Source organism: Kribbella speibonae (assembly GCF_004331375.1).
In the GTDB taxonomy this organism is placed as follows: Bacteria; Actinomycetota; Actinomycetes; order Propionibacteriales; family Kribbellaceae; genus Kribbella; species Kribbella sindirgiensis.
In genome coordinates this window covers 1,001,223-1,028,073 of the sequence record NZ_SJKC01000001.1, presented here as the reverse complement: position 1 = coordinate 1,028,073, position 26,851 = coordinate 1,001,223, and the positions used below count along the sequence as shown (strand labels likewise).

Sequence of the window (26,851 nt, the reverse complement as noted above, 5' to 3'; positions counted from 1 at the left end):
GGAAGCACCAGTGGATCAGGTGCGGGTGATGACCAGCATCTCGTCGGCGCCGACCTGGAACTCGTAGGGCACCTTGCGGATCTCAGGGGTCACGCCCTCGAGCGAGTCCAGCAGCTCCGGCAGCCAGGGGATCGACTCGCCGGCCCCTTGCAGCACCAGCGGGAAGATCCGCACCTCGGCATTGCTGACCCGGATCAGCTCCCGCAACGCCGCCTCGTGCCAGTCCCGGTCATACTTGTCGGCCCAGGTGAACAGCAGGTGCGAGCACAGCACCAGCTCGAACCGCCGATCACCGAACGGCAGATCCGGCAGTCCCGCGGCGACGTACCGCTCCGGCGCGGCCGCGACGTCCTGCAGGAACCGGTCGGCCGCTTCGATCCGGTACTGGTCCTTGCGCTCCGGCGACCCGTACCAGTGCCAGACGAAGCTCCCCTCGTGTTCGCCGATGATCCCCGACGTCGCCGGAAGGCTGCGCCGGACGCTGTCGACGAGTTCGGGATGATCCAGCTCGTACGCCGGATCGGCGGCGATCGCGTCGACGCCACGGGCCGCGGCCTCGGCGGTGAAGCCGGCACCTCCCGCGCAGCAGTCGAGTACGGAGTCGGGGAGTTCCTTCAGGTCGAACATCGCTTCGTACTCGGCGTACGAGCGCGAGGTCACCAGCACGGGTCTACCTTTCGACGGTTGTCTAGAGGGTGCCTTGGAACTCTGCGCCGTCGCGAGCAGGTGCTCGGCGGAGTGCAGCGCAAGGTGGAGGGCGAGGCTCGGAGTGGGGTTCTCCGTGCCTCGCCCTCCAACGCGGCGATGTGCCCGCCGAGCGCCGCGCAGTAGGCGCAGAGTTTCAAGACACCCTCTCATGGCGCAGGCGGCGATCGAGGGTGGTCGCCCCCGCCGCCAGAGCCAGGAACAGTACCGCCACCAGCAGACAGTTCAGTAGCACCCGCCCGTACCCGTGGTCGTCGACGTTCACGAACGGATACGGATAGAAGTGCACGAACGCCCCGCGGATCAGGGTGAACGCGAGCCACAGCAACGGGAACACGATCGACCACCCGACGATCCGCCAGTCGGTCTGGTCGCGCGGCCCGAACAGCAGCCAGCCGAGTACGCCGACGACCGGGGCGACGGTGTGCAGCAGGAGGTTCGCCACCCACGCCCAGCCGCTCAGGTCGTCCAGCCCGGCCAGCGCCGTGTGGTAGACGATCCCGGTCACCGCGATGCACAGCACGCCGTTCAGCCGCAGCGTCTTGAACAGCTCACCGTGCGAACGGCCGGGCCACACGGCGAGCACGAGCGCCGTACCGCCGAGCAGCAGGTTCGACTGGATCGTGAAGTACGCGAACACGTTGAAGAAGCGCTCGGGCGCGGTGGAGAAGAAACCCTCCTCGTTCTGCGCCGACAGCGGCAACTGAATCCCGATTCCCGCGACGACCACCGCAACGGTCAGCCACGTCCAGATACGCCCCGTCATCGTCATATTCGCAATGTACGACGACCACGCGGCGCGCGTGGGGAGATCAGACCGACTGCTTCTCCCGCGCCTCCGGCTCGGCGCCCTCGAACGAGTAGCTGAACGAGACGACCGCGTCGATCACCAGCACGATGGTCCAGGTCCACGCCGGCCCGAGCGCCGCGTCGTACCCGCGACCGGAGAGCAGGCCGAGGCCGATCATGATGCCGACGCCGACGGCGTACGCGAGCAGGTGCCGGAACCAGCCGGCACGTTCGCGGCGGGCACGCTCCGGGCCCTTCTTCGGCGGCTTCACCGGACGCGGTCCACCACCCATGTAGTGCGCGGCCCAGCCGTCCGCCCACTTCAGCGTCTGGTGCCCGAACCCGACGCTGACGCCGATGAAGATCGCGGCCAGCGAGTGCTTGAACGAAGGCTCGCCCCCGCGATGGATGTCCAGGACGCTCGCGACCAGCATCACGACGTCGACCAGCGGCACGCCGGCCAGCAGTACGAGACCGGCCTTCGGCTGCCGCAGCAGGTAGCGCGTCACCATGCCGGCGGCGAGCAGGACCCAGAATCCGATCTCACACGCGGCGATCACAGCGATCAGCACAGCGTTCCCCTCCCGAGAATGTTTTCAGTACGACTGTGTTGTAAACGAGACTAACACAGCTGTGCTAAAAAGGACGCGTGCCGAAGATCGTCGACCACGCCACCCGCCGCGAGGAGATCGCCGAGGCGCTCTGGCGGGTGGTACGCCGGGACGGGATCCGCGCGGCCTCGGTCCGTACCGTCGCCGCCGAGGCGGGCTGGTCCGCGGGCGCGGTGCGGTACTACTTCCCCGACCAGGACGGGCTGCTCAGCTTCGCGATGGACCTGGTGTCGCGCCGGGTGACCGAGCGGATCGGCGCGATCGAGCCCAAAGGCAGCGTGCAGACCATCGTGCTGCGCTACCTCGACGAGGTTCTTCCCTTGGACGCCGAGCGCCGCGCCGAGTTCGACGTCTGGCTGGCGTTCACCGCGCAGGCCCGGGCCGAATCCGATGCCGGCGCCCTGCAGGAACACCTCGACACGGTCCACAACGGACTGCGTGAACTCTGCGAGTCGCTGCTCCGCTCACTCGCCGATGCGGGCGTGCTGAGGGACGGTCTCGATCTGCGCCGGGAGGTCGACCTCCTGCACGCAGTACTCGACGGTCTCGCACTGCACGCGGCGATCCAGCCCGAGCGCACCACGCCGTCGCGGCTGCGGCAGCTGATGCGCCACCATCTGGAGTCGCTGATGGCCGAAAACCCCTGACAAACCTGGGGTTTTCGGAGAAGAATCGCCGAGACCGGACTAAAACGTCGCGGCACGTGGCACGATCACCGCATGGAGTCCGAGGGGGTGATCGTCGTCAGTGGAATCATGGCGGCGGGGAAGTCGTCGGTGTCCCAAATGCTCGCCGAGAGATTCCAGTACGGCGTGCATCTTCGGGGGGACGTTTTCCGGCGAATGATCGTCAGCGGTCAGGCCTCGATGGCCGACGACGTACTCGAGGCGCAACGGCAATTGCAGTTGCGCTACCGGCTGGCCTGTAAGGCCGCCGACGAGTACGCGAACGCCGGTTTCACGGTGGTGCTGCAGGACGTGGTGATCGGTGAACTGCTGCGCGAGTTCCTGGACGGCATCCAGACCCGGCCGCGCTACCTCGTCGTACTGACACCGCGGCCGGAGGTCATCTCGACCCGGCTCGGCGGCGCGCATCATCTGGTCGACGAGCTCGACTACGAACTGCACGCGTTCAGTCCGCGGCGCGGGTTGTGGCTGGACAACTCCGATCTGTCGGTCGGCGAGACCGTGGACGCGATCCTCGGCCGTCTCGACGAGGCACGCTTCGACTGATGCGGGCCGCGCTACCCGAGGGTAGTTTGAGTGGATGACCGTACGGCGGACGTCCTGCAATCTCTGTGAAGCGATCTGCGGTGTCCTGGTGACCGTCGAGGACGGGCGCGTCACCGACATCCGCGGCGACGAGTCCGACCCGCTGTCGCGCGGTCACATCTGCCCGAAGGCGGTCGCACTGCGCGATCTCCAGGAGGACCCCGACCGGTTGACCACACCGGTCCGCCGGACGCCGGACGGCTGGCAGGAGATCGGGTGGGAGGCGGCGTACGAGCTCGTCGTCGACAAGCTCACCGGGATCCAGCGCGAGCACGGGCGGAACGCGGTCGGGGTGTACCTGGGGAACCCGAACGTGCACAGTCTCGGCGCGCTCACCCACATGCCGACGATGGTCCGGCAGTTGCGGACCCGGAACCGGTTCAGCGCGACGTCGATCGACCAGTTGCCGCACATGCTCGCGTCATACCTGCTGTACGGGCATCAGCTGATGGTCGCGGTACCGGATATCGACCGGACGGCGTACCTGCTGATGCTCGGGGCGAATCCGTTGGCGTCGAACGGGAGCATGATGACCGCGCCCGGGTTCGGAAAACGGTTGAAGGAATTGCGGAAACGCGGCGGAAAGCTGGTCGTCATCGATCCCCGCCGGACCGAGACTGCAGCGGTTTCCGACGAGCACCATTTCGTCCGTCCGGGTACGGACGCGGCGTTTCTGCTCGCGGTCATCCACGAGGTCATCACGCAGGGCTTCGCGCGGCCGGCGGCGTACGTCGACGGGTTCGAGGCCGTCGAGGCTGCGGTCGAGGCGTGGACGCCGGAGCGGGCCGCGGGGATCACCGGCATCCCGGCGGACGTGATCCGGCGGATCGCCCAGGAGTTCGGCGCGGCCGAGCGGGCGGCCTGTTACGGACGGGTCGGGGTGTCGACGCAGCAGTTCGGCGCGATCTGCCAGTGGGCGATCCAGGTGCTGAACATCATCACCGGCAACCTCGACCGGCCCGGCGGCACGATGTTCCCGCGGCCGGCCGTGAACCCGTTGCTGGGGCTCGGACGCGGGCATGTCGGCGTCTGGAAGAGCCGGGTGCGCGGGTTGCCGGAGTTCGGCGGTGAGCTGCCGGTGTCGACGATGACGGAAGAGATCCTGACGCCGGGCGAGGGCCAGATCCGCGCGATGGTCACGGTCGCCGGGAACCCGGTGCTGTCGACCCCGGACGGACGGCGGCTGGACGAGGCGCTCGGGTCACTGGACTTCATGGTCGCGGTCGATCCGTACATCAACGAGACGACGCGGCACGCCGACGTGATCCTGCCGCCTGCACCGCCCCTGGAGCGGGACCATTACGACATCGTGTTCCATCAACTGGCGGTGCGGAACACGGCCCGCTGGAACGACGCCGTGCTCCCGAAACCCGCATCGGCACGGCACGACTGGGAGATCTTCCGCGATCTCGGGCTGGCCTTGGTACGGCGTACTCCGTGGAGCCGGCGCCGGGTCGAGACGACAGTGCGGCTGCGGTTGTCGCCGCGGCGGATCGTGGACGCGGGGCTGCGGATCGGGCCGTACCGGTTGTCGGTCGGGAAGTTGCGGCGGTCGCCGGGCGGGATCGATCTGGGGCCGTTGCAGCCGGTGCTGCCGGGGGCTCTGCACAAGAAGTCGCAGCGGATCGATCTCGCGCAGCGGATGATCCTGGACGATCTGCCGCGACTGGACGCTTTGACCACCGTCGAGGTCGACGAGCTCCTGCTGATCGGCCGGCGGCACCTGCGCAACAACAACTCCTGGATGCACAACTCCGCGCGACTGGTGAAGGGAAAGCCGCGCCATCAGCTCCTGATGCACCCGCACGACCTGGCCGACCGCGAGCTCACCGACGGCCAGCTGGTGACCGTCACGTCCGCGGCCGGCTCGATCTCGGTAGAGGTTGCCTCCAGCAACGACATCATGCCGGGGGTGGTCAGCCTGCCGCACGGTTTCGGCCACAACCGGCCCGGCACGCAACTGACGATCGCCAACCACGTCAACGGATCGAGCGCGAACGACATCACCGACGCGGCCTTCATCGACCCCACGGCAGGCACCGCGGCCGTCAACGGAGTCCCCGTCACGGTCACCGCGGGGCAGAGCTCTCCCGGATGAGCAGCAGCGGCGTCGAGTACAGGTGGGCCTGCGGTGGCGCGCCGGCCAGGACATCCAGCAGGCGGTGCATCACCTCGGCGCCGTAGCCGACCACGTTGTGGCTCAGGGCCGTGAGGGTCGGATGCGTGATCCGGCACAGCGGCGAGTCGTCCCAGGCGACCAGCGTGATGTCGTCGGGGATGCGCAGGCCGAGCGCCTGGATGACGGCCAGTCCGGCGACCGCCATCAGGTCGTTGTCGTAGATGATCGCCGTCGGCCGCGGGATGGCGGCCAGGACGTCGCGGGTCGCGTCGGCGCCCTGCGTCGCCGAGTAGTCGGTGTGATGGACCATCGCTGTCAGCGCGAGCCTCCGGGCGGCCACGTCGTACGCCTGGTCACGGATCCAGACGTCGCCGAACTCGGGCGGACCGGCGATCCGCGCGACCACCCGGTGCCCGAGGGACTCCACATGATCGAGGGCCGCGGTCATCGCCGCGGCGCCGTCGGTCCAGACGCACGGCATCCCGTCCGCGAGCGCGGGATCCCCGACCAGAACGGCCGGCAGACCGAGTTTGCGCAGTACCGGGATGCGCGGATCGGCGACCCGGAGATCGACGACGATCACGCCGTCGACGCGACGCTCGGCGGCCCACTTCCGGTACGTCGCGACCTCCGCGTCCAGGTCGGCGACGACCTGTAGGGCCAGCGCGAACGACTTCTCCGCCAGGACCGATTCGACGCCGCCGACGAAGCCCATGAAGTACGGCTCCTCGATCAGCGTCTGGGCGGACCTGGCGAGTACCAGCCCGAACGTCTCACTGCGCGCGGCGGACAGTTGCCGCGCGGCGCGGTTCGGCACCCACTCCATTTCGGCGGCGACTTTCAGCACCCGCGCCCGGGTCGCCTCCGACACCCCGGGCTGGTTGTTGAGCGCGTAGGACACCGCGCCTTGGGAGACCCCACAACGCCGGGCGATCTCTTTGATGGTCACACGAGACACGACAACACCCTCCTCACGGGCGGCCGGATCGCTGACGGTCGATCCAGCACCCTTCAGTGTTGCGCCGATTCCACCCTCTGTCATCACCTGGGCACACAAAGTGACCGTTTGATCAAACCTCTTCGCCCCTGGCGAAAACCGTGGATTTCCGGTGTGGTGACCGCCCAGTCGTTGGGCGGAGGGTGGTGTGGACCCGGGCGGTTGGGATACGGTTGCCGTCGTTACTTAACCGGTTCGGCTTATCAGTCGGCGTTGATCCCAGGGCAGCGGGTCAGACGCCGCCGACAAGGAGAAACCATGGTCGCAAAGGACCACCTGTCCCTCCAGCTCTACACGGTCCGGGGCAAGCTCGAAGAGGACTTCGACGGCACCCTGGCCCGCATCGCGGAGATCGGCTACACGAAGGTCGAGCCCTTCGGTGTCACCGCCTACGCGGACCGTCTGGCCGAGGCGCTGCCCAAGCACGGACTCTCGGCCCCGACCACGCACGCCGGCCTGCTCAAGGACGACAGTGCCCCGATCTACGCCGCCGCCGAGCGGCTCGGCATCACCACGGTCATCGACCCGCACACCGACCCGACGCGCTGGCAGTCGGCCGACGAGATCAAGGTCATCGCCGACGGGCTGAACAAGGCCGCGGTCGAGGCGGCGGCGCACGGCATCACGGTCGGGTACCACAACCACCAGTTCGAGCTCGAGTCGAAGATCGGCGGCGTGCACGCGCTGGAGATCCTCGTCGACAACCTGTCCGACGACGTGATCCTCGAGGTCGACACGTACTGGGCCGCGGTCGGCGGCGCCGACGTACCGGCGCTGCTGAAGAAGTTCGGCGACCGGGTCACCGCGATCCACGTCAAGGACGGCGACGGCACCCTGAACAACAAGGCGCAGGTCGCGGTCGGCGACGGCATCATCGCGGTCCGGGACATCCTGGCCGCCGCGCCGCAGGCGCTCCGGGTGGTCGAGCTGGACGACTTCACCGGCGAGATCCTCGACGCGGTCGCGGGCAGCTACACGTTCCTGACCGGAGAGGGTGCACCTGAATGACCGCTGTCGGTGTTGGTGTAGTCGGCGCCGGAGTGATCTCCGACGCCTACATCAAGAGCATGCAGAGCTTCCCGGACCTGAAGGTCGTCGCGATCGGCGACCTTCGGCCGGAGGCCGCCAAGGAGAAGGCCGAGCAGTACGGCATCGAGACCCACGGGGGTCCCGAGGCGGTGCTGAGCAACCCGGACGTCGAGATCGTGGTCAACCTGACCATCCCGGTCGCGCACGTCGAGGTGGCCCTCGCCGCGGTGGCCGCCGGTAAGCACGTCTGGAGCGAGAAGCCGTTCTCGCTCGACCAGGAGAGCGGCCTGAAACTGCTGGCGACGGCCCAGGACGCGGGCGTGCGGCTGGGCTGCGCACCCGACACCATCCTGGGCCCGGGTCTGCAGGAATCCCGCCGGATCATCGAGCGCGGTGACATCGGTACGCCGCTGACCGCGCTCACCCTGATGCAGTCCCCCGGTCCGGAGTCCTGGCACCCGAACCCGGCGTTCCTGTTCCAGGAAGGCGCGGGTCCGCTCTGGGACATCGGCCCGTACTACCTGACCACGCTGGTCCAGCTCTTCGGTCCGGTCGCCGCGGTCGCGGGGATCGGCTCGAAGTCGAAGGACAAGCGCACGATCGGCTCCGGTCCGCTGGCGGGGACCGACTTCGACGTCACCGTGCCGACGCATGTCAGCGCGATCGCGAAGTTCGAGTCGGGGCAGTCGTCGCAGAGCATCTTCAGCTTCGACTCGCCGCTGTCGCGCGGCGGGTTCGTCGAGATCAGCGGCTCGGAGGCGACCCTCGCCGTCCCGGACCCGAACGGTTTCGACGGTGCGATCAAGATCCGTCGCCGCGGCGCGGAGGACTGGGAGACGATCGCCGAGACGAAGGCGGTCGCGCAGCGCGGTACCGGCGTACTCGAGATGGCGCGCGCCATCCGGGCCGACCGTCCGCACCGGGCGACCGGGGCGCTGGCGTTCCACATCGTCGACGTGATGGCCTCCATCACCGACTCCATCGACACCGGCGCGTTCGTGGACGTGAAGAGCACGGTCGAGGTCGCGTCGATCCTGCCGGACGACTGGGACGTCACGGCGGCCACCCTGTGAGCATTCTCCTTGATCCCCGGCGGACCGTGGTGTTCGCCGGGGACTCGGTGACCGACTGCGGCCGCCGGACCGATCCTTCCGGACTCGGTGACGGCTATGTCCGCAATCTGTACGACGATCTCGGCGAACGCCGGCCGCGGATCGTGAACGCCGGTATCAGCGGCAACCGGGCGGTCGATCTGGCCGCCCGGTGGTCCGCCGACGTCCTGACGAACGACCCGGCGCTGGTGTCGATCCTGATCGGGATCAACGACACCTGGCGGCGGTACGACGAGGACGACCCGACGACACCTGAGGACTTCGAGGCGTCGTACCGGTCGTTGCTCGACCCGCTGTCGTGTCCGGTGGTTCTGATGGAGCCGTTCCTGCTGCCGGTGAAGGACGGGCAGGAGGAGTGGCGGGAGGACCTGGACCCGAAGCTCGACGTGGTCCGGAAGCTCGCCGTCGAGTACGGCGCGATCCTGGTTCCCCTCGATGTCGAGCTGACCAAGCACGCAGCATCCGTCGGGCCGGCGGCGCTCGCCGGCGACGGCGTACACCCGTCCGCCGCCGGACATCGTGCCCTGGCCGATCTGTGGCGACGGTACGTGCTGGACGCCTGACCTTCATAAGCTCCCCAGTTTCGCCGGGGAGCAGCGTTGTTCAACTAAACCGGTTCACCTCTGGAGCTCGACTGTGACCTCGCTGAAGACCCTCGACCTGACCACCGACGGCGGTGCCGCCTGGACCGTGCACGCGGTCGACGGTCCGGCGCCCGACGGCCTGATCGGACGCGCCGTGGCCGCGACCGTACCGGGCGAGGTGCACACCGACCTGCTTGCCGCCGGTGAGATCCCGGACCCGTTCGACGGTGACAACGAGTCGGCGCTGCACTGGATCGGCCGGACCCGCTGGAAATTCCAGACAACGTTTTCCTGGGTTGCAGACGGCAACGAGCGGCAGGAGCTGGTGGCCGAGGGCCTGGACACGGTCGCAACGGTCTCCCTGAACGGCCAGGAGCTCGGCCGGACCGCGAACCAGCACCGCTCGTACCGGTTCGACGTCACCGGCGTACTGGTTGCCGGAGACAACGAACTGATGGTCGAGTTCGAGGGTCCGGTGGCGGCCGCCGAGGCGGAGCGGGCCAAGGTCGGCAGCTGGCCGCACACCAACCTGCACCCGTACAACGAGCTGCGGAAGATGGCCTCGAACTTCGGCTGGGACTGGGGACCGGACGTCGCCACCGCGGGGATCTGGCGGCCGATCCGGATCGAGTCCTGGTCCGGCGTACGCATCGACGCCGTCCGCCCGCTCGCCGGCGCCGACGGCGTTCTGAACACCTTTGTCTCGCTGATCTGGACCGACACCGCCTCCGAGTACGCCACCGTCACCGCGGAGGTCGGCGGGACGACGCAGTCCACGAGCGTCAAGCCCGGCACCGACACCGCTGTGCTCACCAACCGGGTCCCCGCGGTGGACCTCTGGTGGCCGCGCGGGCACGGCGAGCAACCGTTGTACGACGTGACGGTGACGCTGGCCGACGACACCTGGACCGGCCGGGTGGGCTTCCGCGACATCAGCCTGAACGTTGCCCCGGACAACGACGGTACGCCGTTCGTGCTCTCCGTGAACGGCAAGCCGATCTACGTCCGCGGCGCGAACTGGATCCCCGACGACGCGTTCGTCACCCGACTCAACGCGGAGACGTACCGGACCAGCATCGAGGACGCGGTCGACTCCGGCATGAACCTGCTGCGCGTCTGGGGCGGCGGGATCTACGAGAGCGAGGACTTCTACGACATCTGCGACGAGCTGGGAATCCTGGTCTGGCAGGACTTCCTGTTCGCGTGCGCGGCGTACTCCGAGGAGGAGCCGCTGTGGAGCGAGGTCGAGGCGGAGGCGCGTGAGGCCGTCACCCGACTGAGCCGGCACGCCAGCCTCGCGGTGTGGAACGGCAACAACGAGAACATCTGGGGGTACGTCGAGTGGGGCTGGCGGGTCCCGCTGGCCGGGCGGCCGTGGGGCGCCGGGTACTACCTCGACCTGCTGCCCAAGATCGTCGCCGAGCTCGACCCGCGGACGCCGTACTCGGCCGGCAGCCCGTACTCGTTCGACCAGTTCATCCACCCGAACGACGACCGGCACGGGACGATGCACATCTGGGACGTCTGGAACCAGGTGGACTACACGACGTACCGCAAGTACAAGCCGCGGTTCGTGTCGGAGTTCGGGTTCCAGGGACCGCCGGCGTGGTCGACGCTGACATCGGTCGTGCACGACGCGCCGTTGGACCCGTACGGGCAGCAGATGCTGGTGCACCAGAAGGCTTTCGAGGGCAACCTCAAGCTGGAACGCGGACTGGGCGAGCACCTCCCGGTCTGGAAGAACATCGACGACTGGCACTGGATCACGCAGCTGAACCAGGCGCGGGCGATCGCCTACGGTATCGAGCATTTCCGCAGCCTGTTCCCGTTGAACACCGGCGCGGTCGTCTGGCAGCTGAACGACAACTGGCCGGTGGTCTCGTGGGCGGCAGTCGACGGGCACGGGATCCGGAAGCCGTTGTGGTACGCGTTGAAGCGCGTGTACGCCGACCGGCTGCTGACCGTGCAGCCGCGCGAGAACCAGCTGGTCGTTGCCGCACACAACGACACCGACGCGCAGTGGTCGACGGAGGTGACGGTCACGCGACGCTCGACGCTCGGCGACGACGTGCTGGCGCAGGAGACGTTCGCGATCGAGATCGCGGCCCGGTCTGCGGTCGTCAACGACCTCCCCGAATCCGTTGCGGTTGCCGGCAACCCGGCAGCGGAGTACCTCGAGGTGCGCGGTGCCGACGGCGTCACGGCGTACTCGTACTTCGTCGAGGACACCGAGCTGCAGCTCGCGGGCAACGCCTACACAACCGCGATCACGCCGACCGAGGGCGGGTACGACGTCACGGTCACGGCGACCGCGCTGGCGAAGGACCTGGCGCTGTTCCCGGACCGGCTGGACGCAGCCGCCCGGGTCGACTCGTGCCTCGTCACCCTGTCCGCGGGCGAGACCCACACGTTCCACGTCACGGGCGCGTCTGCTCCGGACCAGGTCGGCGTACCGGTGCTGCGATCGGTGAACGACCTAGTCTGAGGGGCGCAGGCCGGCCAGGTGGGTGTCCAGGATGCGGAGCTGTCGCTTGGGTGTGTAGGTCGTGGGGTCGAAAAGCGCCTGCACAACCAAGCCGTGCGCGAACGCGGCCAGACCGGTGGCCAGGTCGCCCGGGTCACCGGGCGGCAGGTCGCCTACTGACTGGGCCTTGATCACAAGGGGACGAAGGCGGGTCCGCCAGCGGCGGTAGCGGGCCCGCTCCAGGTCGCGCAGCTCGGGTTCGGCGAGGGCGACGTCCCAGGAGCTGACCCAGACCCGGCTGATCTCGGTCGCTTCCGGCGTCGTCGGCAGCACGGCGGCCAATGCCGTCCTCAGGTCGGTCAGTTCCGGGATCAACGCACGGGTCCGTTCTTCGGCGAGCTCCAGGGCGTGCCTGATCAGCTGCTGCTTCGATCCGAAATAGTGCGTCACGAGACCCGTCGACGCGCCCAGCTCGGCAGCGACCGAGCGCAGCGTCAGCGCGCCGAACCCGCCCTCGGCGACGACGCGCCAGACCGCGGCGGACACATCGCGCCGCCGGGCGTCGTGATCGGTCTTCGCGGGCATGCGGCGATGGTACCGAACACTTGTTGTGTACAGTTGCGTAACGGTTGTTATGTAACTGGAGGAGGGCTGATGTTCGCAGTACAGCTCGGCGACGGCGCCGAACTCGGACCGCTGGAGCCCTGGCAGGCGGGCGAGTTCGCGGCGCACGTGGACAAGGCGCGCGAGAACATCTCGCCGTACATCCCCTGGGCCGACCTGGTGACCGACGAGGAGCAGGCCAGGAAGTTCCTGCAGCGGTATGCCACCCGTCAGGCGGCGGACGAGGGCCGGATCTACGGGATCTGGCTGGACGGTGAACTCGTCGGCGGGTTGCTGTTCCGGGTATTCGAGGCGAACTTCGGCGCGTGCGAGCTCGGCGTGTGGCTGTCGGCCGAGGCAGAGGGACGCGGGCTGATCACCCGCGCCGGTCGCCTGCTCGTCGACTGGGCGATCGGGACCCGCGGGCTGAACCGGGTCGAGTGGCGGTGCGCGGTCGGCAACACCCGGAGCGCGGCCACCGCACAGCGGCTCGGCATGGTCCTCGAGGGCACGCTGCGGCAGGCGTTCCCGTACCGCGGCACGATCCACGACCTCCAGGTCTGGGCGATCACGAAGGACGACTGGGTCCGCAGGTCCTGGGCCTGACTTACGTCGAGACCTTGACTAATGGTGCGGCGGGACCGCTACTTGGGGGTGAAACCCCAGGTCCCGCCCCACCTCGGAGGTCTTGTCGTCATGCGCTTTCTCGCCGTCGCTCTACTGAGCGTCACGTCGCTTCTGGTCGCCCCGGCCACTGCCTCCGCGGCATTGCCCGGCTGTCAGCACTTCTACACCGGCCCGATCCCCGACCGGCCGATCTCCGGCGGTCACGGCAACGGCACGACAGCACCGCCGTACGACGTCAGCGGCCGGCTGCCTGCGCCGAGTGGGATCAACGGCGGCCTCGGTGCGGACGGGAAGGTGACGTTCACGTTCGACCGGGTGTCGGGCGCGAAGGCGTACCGGGCGTTCCGGAACGGGCAGGCACTGCAGTGGATCAGTGACTGGGGTCAGCCGACGCTGCAGGTCACGGACGCTTCGCCGTGCGATGGCGCGCACTACCAGGTCTATGCGATGACGGCCGAGGACACAGCGGCGGCGTCGATCGGCCAGATCAGTACGTCGTACCGCCTGGATGCCGCGAACCGGTTGGCGGCGTACCGCGTGCCGGCGGGAACCACGCTGAACTACCGCGTGTCGGCGTACAACGACGTCGCCCAGACCGCCCTGGGCTACAACGCCGGCACCGGCATCTGCGCAGTCGACGCCCGGATCATCCCGTGGGGCACCCGCCTGTACGTCCCCGGCTACGGCCACTGCTACGCCGCAGACATCGGCAGCTGGATCAAGGACGACATCGTCGACGTGTGGTTCCAGCCAGGCCCGGACGCGGACAACTGGGGCATCCAGCGCCTCACCCTCACCGTAGAGTGAGGGAGTGACCTGGGGGAAACGTGTACTTGTCGGTGCGTTGCTGCTGACAACTGTTGTCGGATGCAGTGACACCAAGCCAACAGCCGGCGTGGTGAGTGAGACGCCACAGACCCATGCTCCTGTCGCACCGGTGCGTACGGTTCGCCCGACGCTCGCGCCGGTGCAGGCCAGACCAGGTGCCTCGGGCAACGTCAAGGTGATGCCTGTGCTCGACCACGGGCCGCGGGACAAGAAGCAGGTCGCGTTGACGTTCGACGCCGACCTGACCGCACTGATGCGTCGCCGGTTGCTCAGTGGGAAGGTGCACTCCTACTACAACAAGGCCCTGGTCGACGAGCTCAGAGCGCTACACGTGCCGGCGACCATGTTCCTGACGGGCATGTGGATGGAGCAGTACCCACAGGTCGTCCGGGAGCTCGCCAACGACCCGCTGTTCGAGCTGGGGACGCACACGTACGACCACCGCGGTTTCACCAAGCACTGCTACACGCTCGGGACAGTTCCGCGGCAGGACATGCTGGCCGACGTACGGCGGGCCGTCGTACAGCTGGACCAACTGGATCCGCACGCCACGAGATGGTTCCGCTTCCCCGGCGGCTGCTACGACGCCACCGCACTACACGAACTGGCACCAGCCGGCGTCACAGCAGTAGGCCTCGACGTACCAGGCGCCGACGGCTTCGCCAAGTCACCCCAGCCAATCATCAAGCAGGTCCTGGACCACGTGCAGAACGGCTCAATCGTCGTACTCCACATGCACGGCGGCGACAACGCGCCATACACCACCCAAGCCATCGGCCCAATCGTCCACGAACTCCGCTCCCGCGGCTACGAACTGGTCACCGTCACCCGGTTGGTCAGTCGACGTTGACTGCGACGTACTTGACATCCAGGTACTCGTCGATGCCGATGGTGCCGCCCTCTCGGCCGAGGCCTGACTGTTTTACGCCGCCGAAGGGGGCGGCGGGGTTGGAGACGATGCCCTGGTTGAGGCCGATCATGCCGGCCTCGAGGCGTTCGGAGACGCGTAGGGCGCGGCTCAGGTCCTTGGTGAACAGGTAGGAGACAAGGCCGAACTCGGTGTCGTTGGCCATCCGCACGGCCTCGTCCTCGGTGTCGAACGCGGTCAGCGGCGCGACCGGACCGAAGATCTCCTCCTTCTGCAGCCGGGCGGTCGTCGGTACGTCGGCCAGCACCGTCGGCTGGAAGAAGTACCCATTGCCCTCAGCAACCGATCCGCCGGTCAGCACGCGGGCGCCCTGCGCGATCGCGTCCGCGACCAGGTCGGCGACCTTGTCCCGCTGCTTGGAGTCGATCAGCGGACCGACGTCGACGCCGTCCTCGGTACCGCGGCCGACCTTCAGCGCGGACATCCGCTCGGTCAGCCGGGTCGCGAACTCGGCCATCACCGACGACTGCACGTAGATCCGGTTGGCCGCCGTACAGGCCTCGCCGCCGTTGCGCATCTTGGCCAGCATCGCGCCTTCGACGGCCTTGTCCAGGTCGGCGTCCTCGAACACCAGCAGCGGCGCGTTCCCGCCGAGCTCCATGCTGGTCCGCAGTACCTGCTCGGACGCTTGCTCGAGGAGCTTGCGGCCGACCGGGGTCGAGCCGGTGAAGGAGAGTTTGCGCGCGCGGCCGTCGCGGATCAGCGGTTCCATCACGCCGCCCGCGTCGTGCGTGGTGACCACGTTGAGGACGCCGGCCGGGAGCCCGGCCTCGGTCATCAGCTCGGCCAGCTTGAGCATCGACAGCGGCGTCTGCGCGGCCGGTTTGATCACCATCGTGCAGCCGGCCGCGACCGCCGGGCCGATCTTGCGGGCGCCCATCGCCGCGGGGAAGTTCCACGGCGTGATCAGCAGGCACGGGCCGACCGGCTGGCGCATCACCAGGAAGCGGCTCGCACCGTTCGGCGCGATCTGGTAGCCGCCGTCGATCCGGACCGCTTCCTCGGCGAACCAGCGGAAGAACTCGGCCGCGTAGGCGATCTCGCCCTTGGACTCGGCGACCGGCTTACCCATCTCGAGCGTCATCAGCAGCGCGAGGTCGTCGGCCCGCTCGGTCATCAGCTCATAGGTACGGCGGAGGATCTCACCACGTTCTCGCGGTGCCGTCGCGGCCCAGTCGGCCTGCGCGGCGACCGCGGCGTCCAGAGCGGCCAGACCGTCCGCCGGGCTCGCATCGGCGACCTCGCAGAGCGCCGTACCGGTGGCCGGATCCTCGACCGCAAAGGTCCCGGAGGCCGCCACCCATTTACCGCCGATGAACAGCTCGGTGGGACACGCCTCGACAACTTCGCGCTCTCGTGACATACACCCAGACTAGGCCGTGGCGATGAGGGGCGGTGCGGACCTCGGGACCGTGCGGACGACCCGGGTCAGTGCGGAGGCGACGTTGCGCAGGATGGATGACCGGATCAGTCCGTCGAAGGCCAGCGGGACGAGCATGAGCTCGTCCGCGGTCGTCGCGATGACCAGCTCTCCCAGTGCGGCCGCCACGGTCGCACGGGAGCCGACGATGGTCCCCGGATAGTCCAGCAGCCGTTCGGCTTTGCCGCGCTCACGTCCGGTCAGCGGGGGCTCCAGCAACGCCATGAGTTCCCCCGGCGTCGCGCGCGCTCCAGCAGCGGCCAGGCGGCCCTGCACGCGGACATACTCGGCGAACCGGATGAGTGCCTCCTCGTCCGAGTCCGCTGCGACCACTCCGACCGTGGCAGCGACGTACGGCCGCGTCTTCGGCCCGGTCGGCTCGAAATGCTCGCGGTACGCCGCCATTGCGGCAGGTGTCGTCGCCGCCGCGCAGTGATGCGCCAGGAACACAGGCAGTCCACGAGCAGCGGCTGTCATGGCAGCAGCTGGGCGATCGGCCAGGACGAACACAGGTGGCGGCTGGCCGGCCAGCGACAGCCGTACGTCGCCTACCGGCGCCCGCCCCGGCGTACCGTCGCGCAGGAACCCGCACAGCTCGTCGAGCCGGTGCGGAAACGTGTTCCGCGCACCACCCGCGAGTGCAGCCGCAGTACTAGGTGCAACGGTGCTCTGCTCCGCGACACCGAGGTCGATCCGACCCGGGTACGCCGCAGCGAGCGCAGCGAACTGTTCAGCAACGACCAGCGGCTGGTGGTTGGTCAGAAGGAGCCCGCCGGCTCCCAACCGGATGCGATCCGTTCGTGCAGCCAGGACGGCTGCCAGCACCGCCGGTGCTGCACCGCCGACGCCTCGGACACCATGCTGCTCCCCTATCCAGAACCGGCGGTACCCGAGGTCATCAGCGGCCAGTGCGACCTCCGCCGTCTCCCGGAGCGCGGCCGCAGCCGACTGACCGGGCAGCTGCGGTACGACGTCCAGCACAGAGTGAGCCGAGACAGTCAAACCGGGAGCAGGTGGAGTGAGCACCAGCCCACGGTCGCAGCGCCGGGCCCGATCCGCATGGGGGTTCGCCCCCCATCTTCCGGCAGTTATGCCCCCATCCGGAACACCGGTCCCAGCACACGAATTTGGGTGATCGCAGCCCTTGCCGCGGCCCTTGCGGCGCAGGCAGTGTTCCCGGCGTGCCGGCAGGCCGTCACCCCTAGGTCGTCACGCCACGACAGGCACTGATTGCGGAGGAAATATGGGGGCGGACTACCCATGCCCGCACCCAGGGGGCGGTGGCAGCCTGAGCGCGTGCTCAACTCCGCGATCCGCACCGGCCAGCCAGATATCTGGTGGTCCGCGGGCCTGCGGCAGCACGAGCTGATCCACGCCCTTACCCGGTCCGCGCCGGCCTGGGCGGAGTACGTAGAACGCAGCATCTCTCTCCCACCGAGCGCGCCTGCCGCCGGTCGAGACCCTGCAGGGACCGGTGTCACCGGCGGCCACACTTCAGGTGGGGCGGCCAGGGCAACGGATGGGTCCGGCACGGACTGGCGGCAGGCGCTCATGCGTTGCCTGGAGCCGTTGCTGGACTCGGCTCGCCAGGATCTGGCCGCGGCCGGTCGAACCGGAGCCGTCACCGAGGAGTTCCTGCAACGACTCGGCCTCCGGTTGGTGTCGTTGGCCGCTCGCACGCTGGTCCTGGAGCTCGCCCGAGCCCGGGACCGCGGCGAGCTGGCCGGCGACACCCCGGCCGCGCGCTTCCTGGACTTCACGCACCGGCTCGTCGGAGGGAGCGAGCTGGCGGAGTTCCTGGCCGCCTACCCGGTGCTGGCCCGGGTCCTGGGCGAGTCGTGCCGACAGAGCGTCGAGGGACACCTCGAGCTACTGGCACGGCTCGCCGAGGACCGCGAGTCTGTCGTCACCGGACTGCTGGACGGCCAGGACCCTGGTGCGCTGACCGCGATCGAGCCCAGCGGCGATCCGCACCGGGGCGGACGCTGCACCGCCATCCTCACCTTCGCGGACGGCCGACGGGTGGTCTACAAGCCCCGGCCGCTCGAGCTGCACCGGCACTTCAACACCTTCGTGGACTGGCTGAACACCAAGGCGTCGCTGGGCATCCGCACAGTCCGGCTGCTCCCTCGCGACGGCTACGGCTGGCTCGAGTACGTCGTCCACGAGCCTTGTACCGAGCTGGCCGGGGTACGGCGTTTCTACCAGCGACAGGGCGCGCTGCTCGCGTTGCTGTACGTGCTCGACGGCACGGACATGCACTGCGAGAACCTGATCGCCGCCGGCGACCAGCCGGTCCTGGTGGACGTCGAGACGTTGTTCCACCCCAGCCCGGTGCCGTTGTCCGCCCTGACCCTCGACCCGGCGCACCGCACGCTCCTCGAATCGGTGTACCGCACGGCGCTGCTGCCGCTGCTCGTGTCCGGTGAGAACGGTGTCGCGGACCTGTCCGGGCTGGGCGGGGACGCCGGCTCGATGACCCCCGCGAGCATTGTCGACTGGGCCGACGCCGGCCTCGACTCGATGCACCTGGTGCGACGCCCCGGACAGACCCAGAGCGCCGCCAACCGTCCGGTGCTCGACGGACAGCTGATGGAACCGCGAGACCACGAGATCGCGATGCTCACGGGATTCCGGGCCGCGTATGAGGCGATTGCCCGGCACCGTGACGAGTTCCTCGGGCCGGACGGGTTGCTGGCGGCCTGTGCTGCCGACGAGATGCGGTTCGTGCCTCGCAGTACCAGCCTGTACACCAGCCTGCTGGACGAGTCGACACATCCGGACGCGCTGCGGGACGCGGCCGGCCGGAGTCACCTGCTCGACCTGCTGTGGGACGCGGACGAGTCACTGCAGGCGATCGTCCCGTTCGAGCTGGCCGATCTGTGGGCGGGCGACGTACCGCTGTTCACCGCTCGCCCGGACAGCCGCGACGTGTTGTCGTCCGACGGCATCCGGGTCGCCGACGTGCTGGCCACGACCGGACTGGCCGCGGTGGAGGCGAAGATCACCGCCCTCGATGACATCGACGAGCACCGGCAGGCCTGGCTGATCTCCGCATCGCTTGCTACCCGCCCGGAGCCGATCAAGCACGTCAGCACGACCAACCGGCCGCATGTGGGCACGGAGGAAGCAGATCCGGACCGGCTGCTCGCGGCGGCCGCCGGCATCGCCGACGAGATCGTCGCGCAGGTGATCAGCGAGAGCGACGGTGCCGCCAACTGGCTCGGCCTCGAACTGCTGGACGACCACCACTGGGCAGTCCGCCCGATGGGCGCCGGCCTGTCCAACGGCTACACCGGTACGGCGCTCTTCCTCGCGCAGGTCGGCGTACTGACTGGAGCCGACAAGTACTGCGAGCTGGCCCGCGATGCGATCCGCCCGATCCCGCAACTGCTCGAAGCCCTCTCGGGTGACCTGGAGTCCGCTCAGCTGATCGGCCCCGGGTTCCACGGGCTCGGCGGCATCAGCTACGGCCTCAACCTGCTCTCGGCGCTCCTCGGCGACAGTGACCTCACCACCTGGCTGGCCGCGTCCCTGGAGCTCAGCGAGCAGGTCGCACTGGACCCCACCGACTTCCCGTCGTACGCCGAAGGCGCGGCGGGTGGACTGGCCGCGATGCAAGCAATAGCAGGCCTTCCGGCCGCCGGCCGACTGGCCGAGCGGTATGCAGACCTCCTGGTAGCCACAGTCGAGAGCGGGCTCCGTGGCCGAGTAGCAGCGGACCACGGCTTCGCTCGTGGCTACCAGGGCATCGCGTGGTCGCTCGGGCACTTCGGCGTACCTGGCGACAGGTACGTCGACGCCGCCCGAGCGGCCGCCGATCTTGACCGCCGGGACGAACCGGGTGGCCACGGATGGTGCTCGGGTGACGCCGGCACCGTCCTGGCCCGGGCGGCGGCAGGAGTACCCGCGGACCTCACCACCTATCTGAAGGCCGCGACAGAACGTCCGGTGCTCGCCGATCTCAGTCTGTGCCACGGCGAGCTCGGCGCGGTGGAGTCGCTCTTGTGGCTCGCCGCACGTGAGTACCCAGCCACAGAGGCGGCACGACGACGTCGTGCCGGGCTGGTGCTCGCGGCAGTAGAGCAGTACGGACCGCTCTGCGGGACGCCCCGAGCCGTACCGTCTCCAGGCCTGCTGACCGGTCTGGCTGGAATCGGGTACGGAGTGCTTCGACTGGCTTTCCCCGAACGGGTTCCGTCCGTGCTGTTGCTCGAACCAACCGCCGGGTCGCGGTGTGGCACAGCACCGGAGCCCACTGTGTGACAAGGGGAACAGCATGACCGCCCAGCACCACGATGTTCAGCACGAAACTCCGGCCGCCGAGCAGAACACGGCGCCGGACCACACCGACCCGCTCGGCCCGATCACCTTGCCGAAGCGGCACAAGGTCGGCGCCCGGGCAATGGCCCTCGTCGGGGTTGTCGGCATGAGCACGATGGCAGTTGCCGTCGCCGGACCGCTCACCGAGATGGCCTGGACGACGCACTAACCCACCTGCGGACACCAGCGAATGTTTGACCCGGTAGCCGGCCGCTCGCCTGGAGCGGCCGGCCACCGGTCGACTTCCTGCGCTGACAACCATCACCGTTACAGTTGGCAACCATGCAGACCCGTTCGCCTACCGTGGTCGGCAGAGACCGGCAGATCGAGAGCCTTCACCGCCTGCTGGCCGGAGCCCGCGGCGGTCACGGTGGTGCGATCTTCCTGGTCGGCGAGCCCGGAATCGGCAAGAGCCGGCTGGCCGCGACAGCCACCACCCAGGCTCTCGACACCGGCATGGCGATGCTGCGTGGACGGGTCGGGGCGATCGGCACGATGGTTGCCTTCCGCCCGTTCACCGAGGCGCTACTCTCGTTGATCCGGCGCGGCGAAATGCCGACCACTGAAGGGCTTGGGCCGTACCGGCACGTGCTCGGCCGACTGGTGCCGGACTGGGACGACGGCACCGCGCACGATACCGCTGCGTCACCGGTCGTACTCGGAGAGGCAGTACTGCGGCTGCTTGCTTTGGTGGGTCGGGATCGCGGCTGTCTACTGGTGCTCGAGGACCTGCACGGCTCCGACCCGGAGACGCTGGCTGTGATCGAGTACCTGCTCGACAACCTGGAGGACCAACCGATCGCACTCGTGGCGACGTTGCGGTCCGAGACTTGCGCGGCGTACGAGCTGGCACAACTGTCGGCGCAGCGCGGCACTGCCGAACTGGACGAGCTGCAACCGCTGCAGCGGCGCGAGGTCGCTGAGCTCGCCGCCGGTTGCCTGGAGGTTCCGGTCGACAGCGTGCCGGAGCAACTGGCCGACCAACTGTGGGGTGACAGCGCCGGAATCCCCTTCATCGTCGAGGAACTGCTACAGGAGGCGAACCGCAGCGGACAGCTGGTGTCCGGGCCGGACGGCAGCGTGCAGGTGGTCGACGACCTGCACACGAACGTTCCGCCCGCGGTGGTGCGCAGCATCAGCAGCCGTACCGCGCAGCTCGGGCAGCAGTCGCGGGACATATTGGTGCTGGCCGCCGTGATCGGGCACCGCTTCCCACTGAGCGTCGTCCGCGAGGCCACCGGAACGGACGAACGGTTGCTACTGGCGACGCTCCGGGCCGGTGTCGCCGCCCAGCTGGTCGGTCCGGACGAGCCCGCCCCGGACTGGTATGCGTTCCGGCATCCGCTGACCGCCGAATCGCTGCTCGCCGGCCTGACGCCGACCGAGCTGTCGGCCGTGGCCAGTCGCTGCGCCGACGCGGTCGAGGAACTGCATCCCGGTCTGCCGGGCGAGTGGTGCCCGATGGTCGCCGAACTCGCCGAGACCGGTGGCGACACGGTCCGCGCCGGCCGCTTGTTCGCGCTCGCCGGACGGCGGTCGTTCGACGACGGCTCGACCGGATCGGCGGCCAACCTGCTGGACCGCGCGAACACCTTGCTGGCCGACGATCCCGACATCGGCCACCGGGCCGAGGTGCTCGGCGTCCTGCTGCGCGCGCTCAGCGCGACCGGAGGCTTCGAGCAGTTGGCCGTCCACGCCGCGACCGTCGACGAACTGGCCGACCGCAATCTCGACAGCCGCAAGGTCGCCGCGCTGCACGTCCAGCTCGCGAACGTGGAGATGGTCGCCGGCCGCTGGGCGGCTGCGCTCGAGCATGTCGGAACCGCCCGGTCGCTGCTCGGCAGCGACGCCGGCGACGCCGACCTCGCGCCGATCGACGTGGTCGCCGCCAACCTCGAGTTCGCCCGGACCAGCCCCGGCCGACTGAAGACCACCGCCGAGCTCGCCACCCGCGCTGCTGCGGCCGCCGAACGCGCCGACCTGCCCGAGGTAGCCTGCGAAGCCCTGCAGCTGCTGGGAATTCTGGCCCGCGAGCACGACCTCGACCGGTCGATCGACTACTTCCATCGGGCCCAGCAGATCGCGGAGGTCCACGGAATGACCCTGCAGCGCGTCGTCTCACACGTCCTCCAGGCGGTTAGCGTCCACCTCGCCGACGGCAGCATCGTCGAGGTGGAGCGGTCCCGGCAGCAGGCGCTTCGCATCGGCGCCATCACGCTGGTGTACGACGTGGACGGCATCCTCGGCCAGCAGCTGATCCTGAGGTCCGAGTACGCCCGGGCCGCTGGAATCATCGACGAGTGTGTTGAGGTCACCCGACGCCTGCGGCTGGGCCAGTCGGCGACGTTCTTCCTGGCTACGAAGGCGATCCTCGAGGCACACCAGGGTCGCCGGGCCGCGATGGAGGCGACGCTGGCCGAGGTCGCGAACTGGGGCGGCGAGCGAGCCTCGTACGAACTGCCGTACTCCTTCGGCCTGGCCCGGACATTCTGTGCGTTGCTGGAGGAGAATCGCGAACTGGCGGACTCCGAGCTCGCGCAGGCGCTCGCGTACGACGCTCAGAACCCGACTACCTTCCATCTGTCCGGGAAGAACGGTCTGGCATTGCTGCTCGGCGTGCTGTCCGGGCGGAACGGCTGGGCGCACTTCGAGGTGGTCACTGCGACTGCTGCCAGTGGCATGCGGTGGAACAAACAGTTCGTCCAGTTGGCGCACGCCGTACTGCTAGGGAGGGACGGCCGAGCCGAGGAGGCGAACGCCAAGATGCTGGAAGCGATGGAGACCGCCTCTCTGTACCCGATGGCGCACCACCTCGGTCTGCGGCTGGTCGCTGAGCCCGCCCATGCCAACGGGTGGGGTGAACCGGTGGCGTGGCTGCGGCAGGCAGAGGACTACTTCCACAATGCCGACATCCAGGCGGTGGCGAGTGCGTGTCGCAGTCTGATGCGGCAGCTCGGTGCGACGGTGCAGCAGCGCCGCAGTGGATCCGAACAGGTTCCGGCGCACCTGCGGCAGCTCGGGGTCACCACCCGCGAGTACGAGGTCTGTCTGCTGCTCGTGGACCGGATCGGGAACAAGTCGATCGCGTCCCGGCTGCACATCTCGCCGCGAACCGTCGAGAAGCATGTGGCCAGCCTGATGACGAAGACGCAGCAACCTGACCGGGAGGCGTTGAGCAGTTTCGCCCGGACGGTGCTTCAGGACTAAACCGGCCCGATTCCGGGCAGAGATGCGTGTACTGGAGAATCCGGGACCTCCGGAGTGATAGTTGTCGACTCACGCACCGGTATCCGCCAATCGGTGCGGTCAATGGACAGTATTTACGAACGCTCGCTATCTATACTGTGCGGGTGGCAAGCAAGGGGTCGGACATGAGCAAGGGAACGGTCGGCGGCGGCGGTACGACGATGCTGCGGCGGATCAACGTGGCCGCGGTCCTGGACGCGGTACGCCGCTCCGCGCCCGCACCGTTGCGCGTCGCCGAGCTGGTCGAACGCACCGGCCTGGCCAGGCCGACGGTCGCGCAGGCCGTCGACGAGCTGCTCGACGCCGGCTGGCTGCAGCAGCACGGCCCCGACTCCGCGGACCGCTCACTCGGCCGCCCGGCGATCCGCGTCTCACTGCGTGGGCGTGCGGCGCCGGTGCTCGGACTCGACGTCGGCCCGCACCGGGTCACCGTCGGCGTCTCCGACCTGGCCGGCCGCAAGCTGTCGCTGGTACGTCGCTCCGGACCCGGCTGGACCGCTCAGGAGCTGCTCGGCGTCATCGGTGAGGTCATCAACGAGGCGCTGGCTGAGGCCGAGGTGCCGGCCGAGGACATCGCCGCTGTGGTCGCCGCGAGCCCTGGCATCGTCGACGAACACACCGGCCGGGTCCAGCTGGTCCCGAGTGTGCCGGGCTGGTCGGCGATCGACCTGATCAAGCACGTCCGCGGTCTGCTCGACTGCCCGGTCATGCTGGACAACGACGCCAACCTCGCCGCGCTGGCGATCGCCGCCGCGCGTGGCGGTACTGGGACGCTGCTGGCGGTGCAGTGGGGTGAGCGACTCGGTGCGGGCATCGTCATCGACGGCCGGTTGCACCGTGGCACCGGCGCGGCCGGTGAGATCGGCTTCATCGCCACCGACACGGACGACGTGATCAACCCGGAGGACAGCCGCGGCCCCTTGGAGCGGGCGGTTGGTTCGGAGGCGATCGCGGCGCTGGGTCGTCAGGCGGCCTTGGACAACCCGAAGTCGCGGCTCGCCGAGCTGGGTGGAGAGCAGCTGGACACCGCGGACGTCTTCGCGGCTGCGGCGGAGCGTGACCCGGTGGCGCAGGCCGTCGTACAGCAGGTCGCCCGGACGTTCGCGCGCGCACTGGCTCCGTCCGTGCTCGTGCTGGATCCGACCGCGGTGGTGATCGGTGGCGGTGTCGCCCGCGCCGGCGCCGTACTGCTGGACGCGATCTCGGACCAGTTGCGCCTGCTCACGCTCAACCACCCGAAGCTGGAGCTCTCTGCCCTGGCTGAGGACGCGGTGGTGACCGGTGCGATGCGCATGGCCCTAGACGAGGTCTGGCAACGCAAGCTGCCCACACCGGCGATGACCAGCACTACCTAGCCACCACAGGTCCCTTCACGACCTTCACACCGGGCGCACCACACCAGCAGGTGTAGGTGAGCTCGTAGAGCACCTGTCCCGCCAGATCAACCCGGCGGTCCAGCCCCGTCACCATGCTCATCGGCAGCAACACGCGCCGATCACACACCGAGCAGATAATGACGATCACCAGGCACCCCAGCTGTACGCGCGGCTGAGGTACAGCCGATGAATCCGTCGCCAGTGCGCCCCGACATCGTCGAGAAACCACTTCCACCGATAACTCATTGTGCCCACCCACTACAGAAAATCACTGCCACGACCGTTTCAGTAGAACAAGCGTAAGCCACTCCCGGCACTGTGCGAAAGGGTTTAGCGGCGGACGGCGGTGGCGATGGCGTCGGGGCGGTCTAGGTGGACCAGGTGGGCGGAGTTGGGGAGGACCTCGACTGTGCCGCCGAGGGTGGTGGCTAGGCGTTGTTGGCCTGCTAGCCAGGATTTGGCGGTGGGGCGGGAGGTGCCGCCGGTTGCTACCAGGAGGGTTGTTGGGGCGATCGTGCTGACCGGGCCGGCGGTCAGTTTGGCTACCTCAACGGCCAGCTCCCAGCTGCTCGCGAGCTCGTCCCAGAACAGGAGCCATGAGGTGGCCTCGCCGTACCGGGCCTTGGCTGTTGCTTTCGACAACAGGTCGTGGTTCGACGTGCTGCCGAGCCGCACGATCAACCGTCGGAGCGCAGGACCGAGCAGCTGCGGTACGCCGACCCGCCCGAGGAACCGTGCTACCGCGCGAACCGCCCGGTCGCCACGCGTCCCGGGATAGAACGCACGCCATCCCGTCTCCGACGTGAGGCTGCTGTCGACCAGCACCAGCCGAGTCACCTCGAGCGGCCGCGTCAGCGCCCAGCGCAGCGCCGCGAGTCCACCGATCGAATGCCCGATCAACCCGATCTCCGCATCGGGCCGCACCCCGGCAGCCGCCCGCAGCGCGTCGACGTCCGACGCGATCGGCGTACGCCACGGGTCGATGACGCGAAGGTCCTCACCCGGGAGCAACTCGACAAGCCGGCTGAACTCCTCCGGAGTCTCAGCCAGCCCAGGCACCACGATCCACGTCACGGTCATCGAGATAAAGCGTGCCTCAGAGCTGGTAACACTGTCCCCAGCATTAAGCAGACGAGCGCGACCGAGACGCGCTGCAGGATGCCCGGGGCGTCCAGTTCGTTGCCGGTGAGGACGTCACTTCCGGTCTGGAGACCGAGCCACGTTTGCGTCACTGCGACCGCTCCGGCCAGTACGGCGACTGCCTTGCCCCACGGACCGCCCCAGCCGTTCTTGCGGAGTACCAGGACCGCGAAGACGCCCATGGCGATGCTGCCGAGACCTGCGAGGGTCGACGTCACCTCATGGAGCACCAGGGCCACCCCGACCTGGCCGTTCGCCTCAGCCGCTCGGCACGCCGCACTGGCCGACGGCGCGCAGTCCATCGGCGAAAACGAGTCGAACAACGTCCCGAGCCCGAACACCGCCGTACTGATCAGCAACCCGGTCAGCTCCCGCTGCGCTCGCGCTGCCGGCCTGGCCAGCAGTACGGCGACCAGCAGCAACACGCCCGTGGCCAGGTCCATCCCCCGCGCGTAGAGACTCGTGGACTGGTCCCGCGCCCCCAACTCACTCAGAAAGGAGCTGTGGACGTCCAGCGGGAAGCCGGCTGCCACCTCGAGCAGCAGGCTGCAGTAGAGCACGCCTGCGGCAATCATGAGGTTGCGGATGAGGCGGTAAGGGACGGCGGCCATACACAAGACCCTCCCATGTCAACCAAAGTATTGACTGTGGCGTCAGCTGTACTGTCGAGGTAGTGCTA

General features: G+C 68.7%; 23 protein-coding genes. 14 read left to right on the top strand and 9 right to left on the bottom strand.

Annotation, left to right across the window (positions count from 1 at the left end):
• Nucleotides 1-15 precede the first annotated feature (15 nt).
• From E0H92_RS05200 to E0H92_RS05190, 3 genes are all read right to left on the bottom strand, one after another.
• Nucleotides 16-666 (bottom strand): class I SAM-dependent methyltransferase, encoded by a 651-nt coding sequence (locus E0H92_RS05200; RefSeq protein WP_131495547.1) that lies wholly within the window; start codon nt 664-666, stop codon nt 16-18.
• A 175-nt stretch (nt 667-841) separates the two neighbouring features.
• Nucleotides 842-1,477 carry a Pr6Pr family membrane protein gene (locus E0H92_RS05195; protein WP_131495546.1) on the bottom strand — a complete coding sequence of 212 codons (636 nt, stop codon included), beginning with the start codon at nt 1,475-1,477 and terminating at the stop codon, nt 842-844.
• Between the two features lie 40 nt (nt 1,478-1,517).
• Entirely contained in the window at nt 1,518-2,066 is a 549-nt protein-coding gene (locus E0H92_RS05190; protein ID WP_131495545.1) for a 2TM domain-containing protein, read from the bottom strand.
• Between the two features lie 77 nt (nt 2,067-2,143).
• Between E0H92_RS05190 and E0H92_RS05185 the strand changes: the two genes are divergently transcribed.
• From E0H92_RS05185 to E0H92_RS05175, 3 genes are all read left to right on the top strand, one after another.
• The gene (locus tag E0H92_RS05185) at nt 2,144-2,752 is read left to right on the top strand and encodes a TetR/AcrR family transcriptional regulator (RefSeq protein ID WP_131495544.1); all 609 of its coding nucleotides are present in this window, start codon (nt 2,144-2,146) and stop codon (nt 2,750-2,752) included.
• A gap of 72 nt (nt 2,753-2,824) precedes the next feature.
• Nucleotides 2,825-3,337, top strand: coding sequence for an AAA family ATPase (locus E0H92_RS05180; protein ID WP_131283438.1), 513 nt, complete (start codon nt 2,825-2,827; stop codon nt 3,335-3,337).
• 34 nt (nt 3,338-3,371) lie between these two features.
• Nucleotides 3,372-5,474 carry a molybdopterin-dependent oxidoreductase gene (locus tag E0H92_RS05175; protein ID WP_131495543.1) on the top strand — a complete coding sequence of 701 codons (2,103 nt, stop codon included), beginning with the start codon at nt 3,372-3,374 and terminating at the stop codon, nt 5,472-5,474.
• Here E0H92_RS05175 and E0H92_RS05170 read toward each other — a convergent pair.
• Nucleotides 5,446-6,453, bottom strand: coding sequence for a LacI family DNA-binding transcriptional regulator (locus E0H92_RS05170; protein WP_131465025.1), 1,008 nt, complete (start codon nt 6,451-6,453; stop codon nt 5,446-5,448). The two genes, E0H92_RS05175 and E0H92_RS05170, sit on opposite strands and share 29 nt — an antisense overlap.
• A gap of 297 nt (nt 6,454-6,750) precedes the next feature.
• On the opposite strand from E0H92_RS05170, the gene E0H92_RS05165 reads away from it, so the two are divergent.
• The 4 genes from E0H92_RS05165 to E0H92_RS05150 all read left to right on the top strand — a co-directional run bounded on the left by E0H92_RS05165 (nt 6,751) and on the right by E0H92_RS05150 (nt 11,702).
• The gene (locus E0H92_RS05165; RefSeq protein WP_131495542.1) at nt 6,751-7,500 is read left to right on the top strand and encodes a sugar phosphate isomerase/epimerase family protein; all 750 of its coding nucleotides are present in this window, start codon (nt 6,751-6,753) and stop codon (nt 7,498-7,500) included.
• On the top strand, nt 7,497-8,594 hold the full coding sequence (locus tag E0H92_RS05160; protein WP_131465021.1) for a Gfo/Idh/MocA family protein: 1,098 nt from the start codon (nt 7,497-7,499) through the stop codon (nt 8,592-8,594). The genes E0H92_RS05165 and E0H92_RS05160 overlap by 4 nt, the downstream gene beginning before the upstream one ends.
• Nucleotides 8,591-9,196, top strand: a complete 606-nt coding sequence (locus E0H92_RS05155; protein ID WP_238173320.1) for an SGNH/GDSL hydrolase family protein — start codon at nt 8,591-8,593, stop codon at nt 9,194-9,196. The genes E0H92_RS05160 and E0H92_RS05155 overlap by 4 nt, the downstream gene beginning before the upstream one ends.
• Nucleotides 9,197-9,269: 73 nt before the next feature.
• Nucleotides 9,270-11,702: a glycoside hydrolase family 2 protein gene (locus E0H92_RS05150; protein ID WP_131495541.1), complete on the top strand. Its 2,433-nt coding sequence runs from the start codon at nt 9,270-9,272 to the stop codon at nt 11,700-11,702.
• Here E0H92_RS05150 and E0H92_RS05145 read toward each other — a convergent pair.
• Nucleotides 11,694-12,266 (bottom strand): TetR/AcrR family transcriptional regulator, encoded by a 573-nt coding sequence (locus E0H92_RS05145; protein WP_131495540.1) that lies wholly within the window; start codon nt 12,264-12,266, stop codon nt 11,694-11,696. The two genes, E0H92_RS05150 and E0H92_RS05145, sit on opposite strands and share 9 nt — an antisense overlap.
• A 69-nt stretch (nt 12,267-12,335) precedes the next feature.
• Between E0H92_RS05145 and E0H92_RS05140 the strand changes: the two genes are divergently transcribed.
• The 3 genes from E0H92_RS05140 to E0H92_RS05130 all read left to right on the top strand — a co-directional run bounded on the left by E0H92_RS05140 (nt 12,336) and on the right by E0H92_RS05130 (nt 14,589).
• Nucleotides 12,336-12,890 carry a GNAT family N-acetyltransferase gene (locus tag E0H92_RS05140; protein ID WP_131495539.1) on the top strand — a complete coding sequence of 185 codons (555 nt, stop codon included), beginning with the start codon at nt 12,336-12,338 and terminating at the stop codon, nt 12,888-12,890.
• A 90-nt stretch (nt 12,891-12,980) separates the two neighbouring features.
• Nucleotides 12,981-13,718, top strand: a complete 738-nt coding sequence (locus E0H92_RS05135) for a 3D domain-containing protein (protein ID WP_131495538.1) — start codon at nt 12,981-12,983, stop codon at nt 13,716-13,718.
• A gap of 130 nt (nt 13,719-13,848) precedes the next feature.
• A complete protein-coding gene (locus E0H92_RS05130; protein WP_238153012.1) occupies nt 13,849-14,589 on the top strand; it encodes a polysaccharide deacetylase family protein in 741 nt (246 codons plus the stop codon).
• Here E0H92_RS05130 and E0H92_RS05125 read toward each other — a convergent pair.
• Entirely contained in the window at nt 14,576-16,030 is a 1,455-nt protein-coding gene (locus tag E0H92_RS05125; protein WP_131495537.1) for an NAD-dependent succinate-semialdehyde dehydrogenase, read from the bottom strand. The two genes, E0H92_RS05130 and E0H92_RS05125, sit on opposite strands and share 14 nt — an antisense overlap.
• A 9-nt stretch (nt 16,031-16,039) precedes the next feature.
• Nucleotides 16,040-17,068 (bottom strand): MsnO8 family LLM class oxidoreductase, encoded by a 1,029-nt coding sequence (locus E0H92_RS05120; RefSeq protein WP_238173319.1) that lies wholly within the window; start codon nt 17,066-17,068, stop codon nt 16,040-16,042.
• A gap of 315 nt (nt 17,069-17,383) precedes the next feature.
• Between E0H92_RS05120 and E0H92_RS05115 the strand changes: the two genes are divergently transcribed.
• From E0H92_RS05115 to E0H92_RS05100, 4 genes are all read left to right on the top strand, one after another.
• Nucleotides 17,384-20,353 (top strand): type 2 lanthipeptide synthetase LanM family protein, encoded by a 2,970-nt coding sequence (locus E0H92_RS05115; RefSeq protein ID WP_131495535.1) that lies wholly within the window; start codon nt 17,384-17,386, stop codon nt 20,351-20,353.
• A gap of 13 nt (nt 20,354-20,366) precedes the next feature.
• Nucleotides 20,367-20,579, top strand: coding sequence for a hypothetical protein (locus E0H92_RS05110; RefSeq protein WP_131465007.1), 213 nt, complete (start codon nt 20,367-20,369; stop codon nt 20,577-20,579).
• A gap of 113 nt (nt 20,580-20,692) precedes the next feature.
• A complete protein-coding gene (locus tag E0H92_RS05105) occupies nt 20,693-23,617 on the top strand; it encodes an ATP-binding protein (protein ID WP_131465005.1) in 2,925 nt (974 codons plus the stop codon).
• A gap of 164 nt (nt 23,618-23,781) precedes the next feature.
• Nucleotides 23,782-25,011, top strand: a complete 1,230-nt coding sequence (locus E0H92_RS05100; RefSeq protein WP_238150683.1) for an ROK family transcriptional regulator — start codon at nt 23,782-23,784, stop codon at nt 25,009-25,011.
• Nucleotides 25,012-25,362: 351 nt separating this feature from the next.
• Here the strand turns inward: E0H92_RS05100 and E0H92_RS05095 are convergent, their stop codons facing one another.
• Together E0H92_RS05095 and E0H92_RS05090 are read right to left on the bottom strand one after the other, a co-directional pair.
• Nucleotides 25,363-26,112 carry an alpha/beta fold hydrolase gene (locus tag E0H92_RS05095; RefSeq protein ID WP_131495534.1) on the bottom strand — a complete coding sequence of 250 codons (750 nt, stop codon included), beginning with the start codon at nt 26,110-26,112 and terminating at the stop codon, nt 25,363-25,365.
• Nucleotides 26,109-26,783: a DUF998 domain-containing protein gene (locus E0H92_RS05090; RefSeq protein WP_131465001.1), complete on the bottom strand. Its 675-nt coding sequence runs from the start codon at nt 26,781-26,783 to the stop codon at nt 26,109-26,111. The genes E0H92_RS05095 and E0H92_RS05090 overlap by 4 nt, the downstream gene beginning before the upstream one ends.
• Nucleotides 26,784-26,851: the final 68 nt, after the last annotated feature.

Bases quoted from the DNA above. Each gene is read 5' to 3' on its own strand.
- E0H92_RS05195 (WP_131495546.1), bottom strand. From the start codon at position 1,477: ATGACGATGACGGGGCGTATCTGGACGTGGCTGACCGTTGCGGTGGTC.
- E0H92_RS05180 (WP_131283438.1), top strand. From the start codon at position 2,825: ATGGAGTCCGAGGGGGTGATCGTCGTCAGTGGAATCATGGCGGCGGGG.
- E0H92_RS05175 (WP_131495543.1), top strand. From the start codon at position 3,372: ATGACCGTACGGCGGACGTCCTGCAATCTCTGTGAAGCGATCTGCGGT.
- E0H92_RS05165 (WP_131495542.1), top strand. From the start codon at position 6,751: ATGGTCGCAAAGGACCACCTGTCCCTCCAGCTCTACACGGTCCGGGGC.
- E0H92_RS05160 (WP_131465021.1), top strand. From the start codon at position 7,497: ATGACCGCTGTCGGTGTTGGTGTAGTCGGCGCCGGAGTGATCTCCGAC.
- E0H92_RS05145 (WP_131495540.1), bottom strand. From the start codon at position 12,266: ATGCCCGCGAAGACCGATCACGACGCCCGGCGGCGCGATGTGTCCGCC.
- E0H92_RS05140 (WP_131495539.1), top strand. From the start codon at position 12,336: ATGTTCGCAGTACAGCTCGGCGACGGCGCCGAACTCGGACCGCTGGAG.
- E0H92_RS05135 (WP_131495538.1), top strand. From the start codon at position 12,981: ATGCGCTTTCTCGCCGTCGCTCTACTGAGCGTCACGTCGCTTCTGGTC.
- E0H92_RS05125 (WP_131495537.1), bottom strand. From the start codon at position 16,030: ATGTCACGAGAGCGCGAAGTTGTCGAGGCGTGTCCCACCGAGCTGTTC.
- E0H92_RS05110 (WP_131465007.1), top strand. From the start codon at position 20,367: ATGACCGCCCAGCACCACGATGTTCAGCACGAAACTCCGGCCGCCGAG.
- E0H92_RS05105 (WP_131465005.1), top strand. From the start codon at position 20,693: ATGCAGACCCGTTCGCCTACCGTGGTCGGCAGAGACCGGCAGATCGAG.
- E0H92_RS05100 (WP_238150683.1), top strand. From the start codon at position 23,782: ATGAGCAAGGGAACGGTCGGCGGCGGCGGTACGACGATGCTGCGGCGG.
- E0H92_RS05095 (WP_131495534.1), bottom strand. From the start codon at position 26,112: ATGACCGTGACGTGGATCGTGGTGCCTGGGCTGGCTGAGACTCCGGAG.
- E0H92_RS05090 (WP_131465001.1), bottom strand. From the start codon at position 26,783: ATGGCCGCCGTCCCTTACCGCCTCATCCGCAACCTCATGATTGCCGCA.